This is a genomic window from Geomonas azotofigens, assembly GCF_018919395.1.
Taxonomy (GTDB): domain Bacteria; phylum Desulfobacterota; class Desulfuromonadia; order Geobacterales; family Geobacteraceae; genus Geomonas; species Geomonas azotofigens.
Map to the genome: position 1 here is coordinate 122,957 of NZ_JAHLME010000009.1, position 6,321 is coordinate 129,277.

The 6,321-nt window shown below is 60.5% G+C and carries 6 protein-coding genes; 1 reads left to right on the forward strand and 5 read right to left on the reverse strand.

Features of this window, described 5'->3' with window-relative positions:
* Positions 1-87 precede the first annotated feature (87 nt).
* From KOL99_RS20355 to KOL99_RS20375, 5 genes are all read right to left on the reverse strand, one after another.
* On the reverse strand, positions 88-1,140 hold the full coding sequence (locus tag KOL99_RS20355; RefSeq protein WP_216512294.1) for a hypothetical protein: 1,053 nt from the start codon (positions 1,138-1,140) through the stop codon (positions 88-90).
* A gap of 73 nt (positions 1,141-1,213) precedes the next feature.
* Positions 1,214-2,011, reverse strand: coding sequence for a peptidoglycan editing factor PgeF (gene pgeF, locus KOL99_RS20360; protein WP_216512295.1), 798 nt, complete (start codon positions 2,009-2,011; stop codon positions 1,214-1,216).
* An 86-nt stretch (positions 2,012-2,097) separates the two neighbouring features.
* Positions 2,098-3,057 (reverse strand): RluA family pseudouridine synthase, encoded by a 960-nt coding sequence (locus tag KOL99_RS20365; protein ID WP_216512296.1) that lies wholly within the window; start codon positions 3,055-3,057, stop codon positions 2,098-2,100.
* Positions 3,058-3,160: 103 nt separating this feature from the next.
* Positions 3,161-3,424, reverse strand: coding sequence for a hypothetical protein (locus KOL99_RS20370; RefSeq protein ID WP_216512297.1), 264 nt, complete (start codon positions 3,422-3,424; stop codon positions 3,161-3,163).
* Positions 3,425-3,483: 59 nt separating this feature from the next.
* A complete protein-coding gene (locus tag KOL99_RS20375) occupies positions 3,484-4,917 on the reverse strand; it encodes a DegQ family serine endoprotease (protein WP_216512298.1) in 1,434 nt (477 codons plus the stop codon).
* 144 nt (positions 4,918-5,061) lie between these two features.
* On the opposite strand from KOL99_RS20375, the gene KOL99_RS20380 reads away from it, so the two are divergent.
* Positions 5,062-5,682 (forward strand): helix-turn-helix domain-containing protein, encoded by a 621-nt coding sequence (locus KOL99_RS20380; protein ID WP_216512299.1) that lies wholly within the window; start codon positions 5,062-5,064, stop codon positions 5,680-5,682.
* Positions 5,683-6,321 lie beyond the last annotated feature (639 nt).

Here is a 6,321-nt window from a genome sequence, read left to right on the forward strand (position 1 = left end):
CGCCGCCTTTTTGTTTGTGGCTCTTGCGGAACCTGCCGCTGGTCCCCCCGCCCCTTGCGGGAGGGGGCTCGGGGGGGATTGCCGCTACTACTTCACGGCAGGTTGTTCCGGGACAATGTCCACCGAGGTGATCGGTGCCGGCCCGGCAGGCGCCGCTGTCGCAGCGGTGGCCGGAGCGGGAGCTGCTGCCGCCGGTGCCGCGGCCTGGGGCGCCGCCGGTGTGACGGGTGCCGCTGGTGCCGCAGGTGCCGGCGATGCGGCGGGTGCAGCCGGCGGCGTGTAGTAGACCGGCGCGTTCGCCGGAGCGGGCGGCGTCTCCTTTTCCTTCTCCTTCGCGCCGAAAAGCGGCTGGTAGGTCTGCATGAGCGCCAGCATCTCGTCGAACTGCTTCACGTAGAGGGTGGAAACCTCGGGGCCGTTAGGGACGGAAGATGGCTCGCTCTTCGCGAACGCCGTGGTAACGCCGGCCACGGTCTTGAACTTCACGTCGACCTTGTCGGTGAGGTTTGCCGCCGCCTCGTCGAAGTCGGGGTACTGCAGCGAGAAGAACATCGGGTAGGACGGGGATTGGCGCCGGAAGTTCGGGTATTCCCAGATGGTGGTCCCCTCGCGGTCCAGCATCACGGCGGACATGGAAAGGTAGTTGTAGTCCGTCTCCAGGTAGGAAAACAAGTTGCTGGAATAGACCTTCGCCGGCTTGGTGAGGCCGCTTACCGTCACGAAAAGGACCGCGTCCAGACCGTTTTCGGTCATGAGCTGTTTCAGGTCGTCTTTCTTGAAGAAGTACTTGTTGTAGATGATGCCTGCGTCGTCGCGCTTTTCGCGGTTCCAGACCAGGGAGTTGAACAGCCGGTCGGGGTCCGCCGTCACGGGGCGCACCGCGTAGAAGATGCCGGTGCTCCTGATCCTCGCCACCAACTCCTTCTCGTTTTTGAAGTTGTAGCCGCGCACGATGGAGAGGATGGCCGGCTTCTCCGGGTGCTTGATGTCGCTCTCGGCGTCGGTGAAGAACGGCGCGACTCCGATGGTGCGCACCTTCTTCTCCAGGGTTTCCTGGGGAATGTTGTAGTAATTGTGGGCGCAGCCGAAAAGCGCGCCGGTCGCCACCATGAGCAGGGCAACTTTGAACAAGATCCTCATCTGTTGACGCCTCCTGTAAAGGATTCTAACTCTCCGCCGTCTTATATCAGAAGCTTAGCCGGAGCGCTACAGCTTATTGCTCCCCTTCCAGCATAATGAAGCCCACCTGCCTGCCGGTGTCCCCGTCGTCGCGGCGGTAGGAGAAAAAGAGCTCCTGGTTGCAGCTGACGCAGTGCTCGCTCATCTGGATCTGCTCCGCGGCGATGCCGGCGTCCAGGAGCAGCTGGCGGTTGGCCTTGCCCAGGTCGAGCATCCACTTCCCTTCACCCTGCGCGGTGGCGCAGAGGTCCCAGGCCATGCCGGCCTGTTTGAAGGCGTCGCGGACCGGGGCGTCCACCTCGTAGCAGCAGGCGCCGATGTGGGGGCCGATCGCCGCGCGGATGTCCTTCTTGGCGCAGCCGAACAGGTTCACCAGCGCCTCCACCCCCTTGGCGGCGATGTTGCCCGCGGTCCCCTGCCACCCCGCGTGCAGCGCGGCCACCACCTTCTGCACCGGGTCGTGCAGCAGGACCGGGACGCAGTCGGCGACGCAGACGGCGATCATGATGCCGGGCTGGTTGGTGACGATGCCGTCGCATTCGAGCTTCAAGAAGTGGGACAGTTCCTGGTTGGGCGCGTCGATCACCAGGAGGTCGGTGCCGTGCACCTGGCTCACGGTGAGGAAGCGGTCCAGCGTCGCGCCCAGGCTGCGGGCGAGCAGGCTGCGGTTCCCCTCCACGTTGTGCGAGGAGTCCAGCGTGTTGCTCCCCAGGTTCAGAGAGTTGTACGGGGGACGCGATACCCCTTCGTGGCGCGTGGTGAAGCCGGCGACGGCGCCTGCGGCGAGCCGCGGCTTCAGGTACTGGATTTTTCCTGCTTTCTGCATTTCCATGTATGACACCTCTTTATATGTATATGAGTAGCTGAGGGGCGCAGGTGCCGAGAGCTCAGAGGGGTGGTTTCCCTAGCCCCCAGTCCCTAGCCCCTGTTTTTCTCTTCCAGGTAAGCGATGATGCCGGCCATGTCCGGCGGCAGCTCCGTGTCGAACTCAAGATATTCCCCGGTGACCGGGTGGAGGAAGCCGAGGGTCTTCGCGTGCAGGGCCTGGCGCCCCATCGCCTTGATCATCTGCTTGAGGACCGGATCCTTCAGCTGGGTCAGCCGGCTGCCGCCGCCGTAGACCTCGTCGGCCAGAAGCGGATGCCCCGCCTCGGAGAGATGCACCCTGATCTGGTGCGTACGCCCCGTCTCCAGCTTCAGGCGCACCAGCGTCACACCGGGGTAGCGTGCCTCGACGCGCCAGTGGGTGATGGCGTTCTTGCCATGCCGGGCCTTGCCCGACATCTTCTTGCGCTCCACGGGATGGCGGCCGATGACGGATTCGATGCGACCCCTGTCCTCCTTGGGGCTGCCGTACACCAGCGCGAGGTAGATCCGCTTGATGCTGTGCACCTTGAACTGCTCGGCGAGCCCGTTGTGGGCCCGGTCGCTCTTGGCGATCACCAGTGTTCCGGAGGTGTCCTTGTCGATGCGGTGCACGATGCCGGGACGCAGTTCGCCGCCGATCCCCGAGAGATCCTTGCAGTGGGCCAAAAGCGCGTTCACGAGCGTCCCCTCGGGGTTGCCCGCTCCGGGATGGACCACCATCCCCGCTCCCTTGTTCACCACCACGACGTCGCCATCCTCGTAGAGCACCTCGAGCGGGATCTCTTCCGGTTGCGGTTGGGCGGGCGTCGGCGGCGGGATGGTCACGGTGACCGCCTCGCCCCCCTTCAGCTTCAGGGCGGGCTTTTGCGGCTGCCCGTTCACCGTGGCCTGGCCGGTTTCAATGAGCCTCAGGGCGGCGGAGCGGGTGAGTTCGGGGACGCTGCGGGAGATGAAACTGTCCAGCCGCTCGGGATCAGCGCCGTAAGGGAAGGTAAGTTCAATGGGGTCCATCTGTGGTTTATTCTCCTGGGAGAGGGTACTCCGGTAAAAAAAGCGCGGGCGCGTTTCTAATGGAAGCGCGCCCGGGTCGTGTCTAGTGCGGATGTGGTACAGCTTACCAGATGTTGGATTCGATCTTCCCCGCCCGCTTGATGAGGACGTCGACCACGGCGATGTCGAATATGTTCGATTGCGCCAGTTCCTGGCTCACCCTGGATTGGAAATGCTCCCTTCCTTCGGCGAGCTGGTCGCTGAGGAGTTCGAAGATGTTGTCGTCCTTGATCCCCTGCTCAACCTTCTCACGATTGTAAAGGGCGACATCCGATACGATGGCCCTGGCAAGCCTTCTGGCCTGATCCTGGTTTTCAATGAGACTCATCGATCACTCCCTGGCGGTCAAATATCAGGGGACACTATACGCAGTTTTCGATCAAGATTCTATCTTAATTTTAAGGCGAAATAGATGTTCGCGTTTCCGCGCCTCACCAGGAGGGCCACCGCGCCCCGGTTGTTGGCATCCTTCATCGCCTTTTGGTACTCCGCGAGGTTACGCACCTTCTTCTGGTTCACCGACACGATGACGTCGCCGCGCTGGATGCCGCTTTCCTCCGCGATGCCGCCGGGCTCGAGGTCGCTTACCACGACCCCGGTGATGCCGCGCCGCCGCATCTCCGGCCCCAGTTCCTCGACCGAGAGCCCGAGCAGTCCGGCCTCGCGCTCCGGACGCTGCATCTGCGATTGCGCCGGCGCGCTCTCGGCGGGGGCGGTGGTTACCGAGACCTTCAACTCTTTGCCGTTGCGGTACAGCTGGATGTCGACCTTCTTGCCGATGGGGGTCTCCCCGACCAGGCGCTGCAGTTGGCGCACGTCCTTGACGCTCTCGCCGTTAAATCCGGTGATGATGTCCCCTTGCATGATGCCGGCCTTGGCGGCGGGGCCGCCGGGGACCACGTCGTTGACCAGGGCGCCGCCGGCCTTGGGAAGGGCGAATGACTTGGCCATCTCCTCGGTGACGGACTGGATGGAGACGCCGAGCCAGCCGCGGCTTACGTTGCCTTTGCTGATCAGCTGGGTCACCACCTGCTTGGCCATGTTGACCGGTATGGCGAAGCCGATCCCTTGCCCGGCCGCGACGATGGCGGTGTTGATGCCGATCACCTCGCCGTAGATGTTGAGCAGAGGTCCCCCGGAGTTGCCCGGGTTGATGGAGGCGTCGGTCTGGATGAAGTCCTCGTAGGTCTCGATCCCCATGTTGGATCTGCCGGTGGCGGAGACGACACCGACGGTCACGGTGCGGTCCAGGCCGAAGGGGTTGCCGATGGCGATCGCCCACTGCCCGACCTGCAGCTTGCTGGAGTCGCCGAGCACCGCGGCCGGCAGCGGTTCCTTGGCGTTGATCTTGATGACAGCTATATCGGTCTTGGGGTCGGAACCTATCACCTTGCCGGTGTAGACGCTTTCATTGGAGAGTTTGACCTGGATCGTCTCCGCGTCCCTGACCACGTGGTCGTTGGTGACGATGTACCCTTCCTTGTTCAGGATGAAGCCGGAGCCGAGGCTGCTTTCCCTGCGGTACTGCGGACGCGCCGAATCCCCGAAGAAATCTTCGAAGAAGGGGGAGCCTTCGAAGAACGGGCGGACGAGTTTCTTCTTGCCAATGGTGGAGATGTTTACTACTGAAGGAGTGACTTTCTTCACCAGGGAGGTGAAGGCTTGCTGGGTGTTCAGAATGTCTTTGGGAACTTCCTGGACCGGAGCTGGTACAGATTCTTTTCGATCCGATTCATACAGCAGCGCGCCTTCTTTCTTTTTGCAAGAAGACAGGATAGTAGAAAGGATGAGGAAGACAACGAGTAGTCGGACGCTTTTCATTTGTCGCTCCTTTAAATGAAAGGCTTAGCGGGAAGAAAAAAGCGTAGCCAAAAACCGGATTGATGTCAACCCCTTCGGCAGATTCAGCAACTCTCTCACAGTTGTGCAAATACCCCTTGACGGCTGATGGGTATTTGCATATATATGCAGAAACGGGGGTGCTGCGTGCAAGAGAAGATCAAACAGGAAATAAGAGAGATGAAGCTGGGTGAGAAGGTGCGTGGACTGCGCCAGGAACAACGGCTCACCCTCCAGGCCCTGGCTGACATGACCGGACTGTCCAAGCCGCTCCTGTCGCAGATCGAGAACGACCAGGTTACCCCGCCCATTGCCACACTGCTGAAGATCGCGAAGGGCCTCAAGGTCGGCATCCACTACTTCTTCGAGGAGGCGGGCGACCGGCAGAAGTTCATGCTGACTCGCGGCGACCAATCCCCGCTGGGGAGCCAGCGCCGTCCCGGCAAGGACGCCGTGCAGCAGGGCTATATGTATAAGCCGCTCGCACCGGGCATGCGCCAGAAGAAGGTGGAGCCGTTCCTGATCGAGTTCGAGCAGCGCGAATGGGATACCAGTCTTTTCTACAGTCATGAAGGGGTGGAGTTCCTCTACCTGCTCGATGGCGAACTGGAGTTCCACTACGCCGACGAGGTGATGCGACTCTACCCCGGTGACAGCATTTACTACGAATCCTCCGAGCCGCACGGTTATGTCTCGGTCGGGGAAGTTCGCGCCCGCGCCGTGGCCGTGCTCTATACCAAGAGTTAAGTCTCCTGTCCTCTCTTGGAAAACAAGGAAAAAAGCGTAACCGCAGTTGCCATGTCATGTGAGTTTATGCCGCTGGCGCTTGAGGTTACGCTTTTTTAAGTTTGACAGCCCGGTATCCACCGGCTATCATTTGACCTTGTCTCCCCATCCACCTGTGACAACTAGATACTTCCCGCAGATCTCCCTCTTCCTATCTGAATTGTGTGTCGTCTCCTTTTGAATCCTCTTTTGTCAGTGCGGTGATCTTTGGAGTTTCCGGTTGGTCATTGTGGGGAACTGGTCGAGGTTAAAGAATTTTACTCATTAAATCGTTGACGGTCGGGAACGGCTTTGTTATAAACGTCGACTCCGCAGCAAGACGCGGCGTTCTTTGCAACCAAATAGAGCCGGCAGGAAGAAGGGCCACAGTAGCACCTTGCGGTGCGCTGGCCGCCTTTCTGGCACAACCTTCGGGTTTTGCCACTGCAAAATGCCTCGAAAGTTTTTTGAAAGAAAATCTTGACAGGCGGCAGCGGTTCAGGTAGGGTGCTGAGTCTGTCGCAACACGGCGGCTTGGTCTTTGAAAACTAAATAGTAGACGAAACAGCATTTGCGAGTTTCAAAATGTAACAAGTCAGTTGTTTCAAACTAGAATCGGAT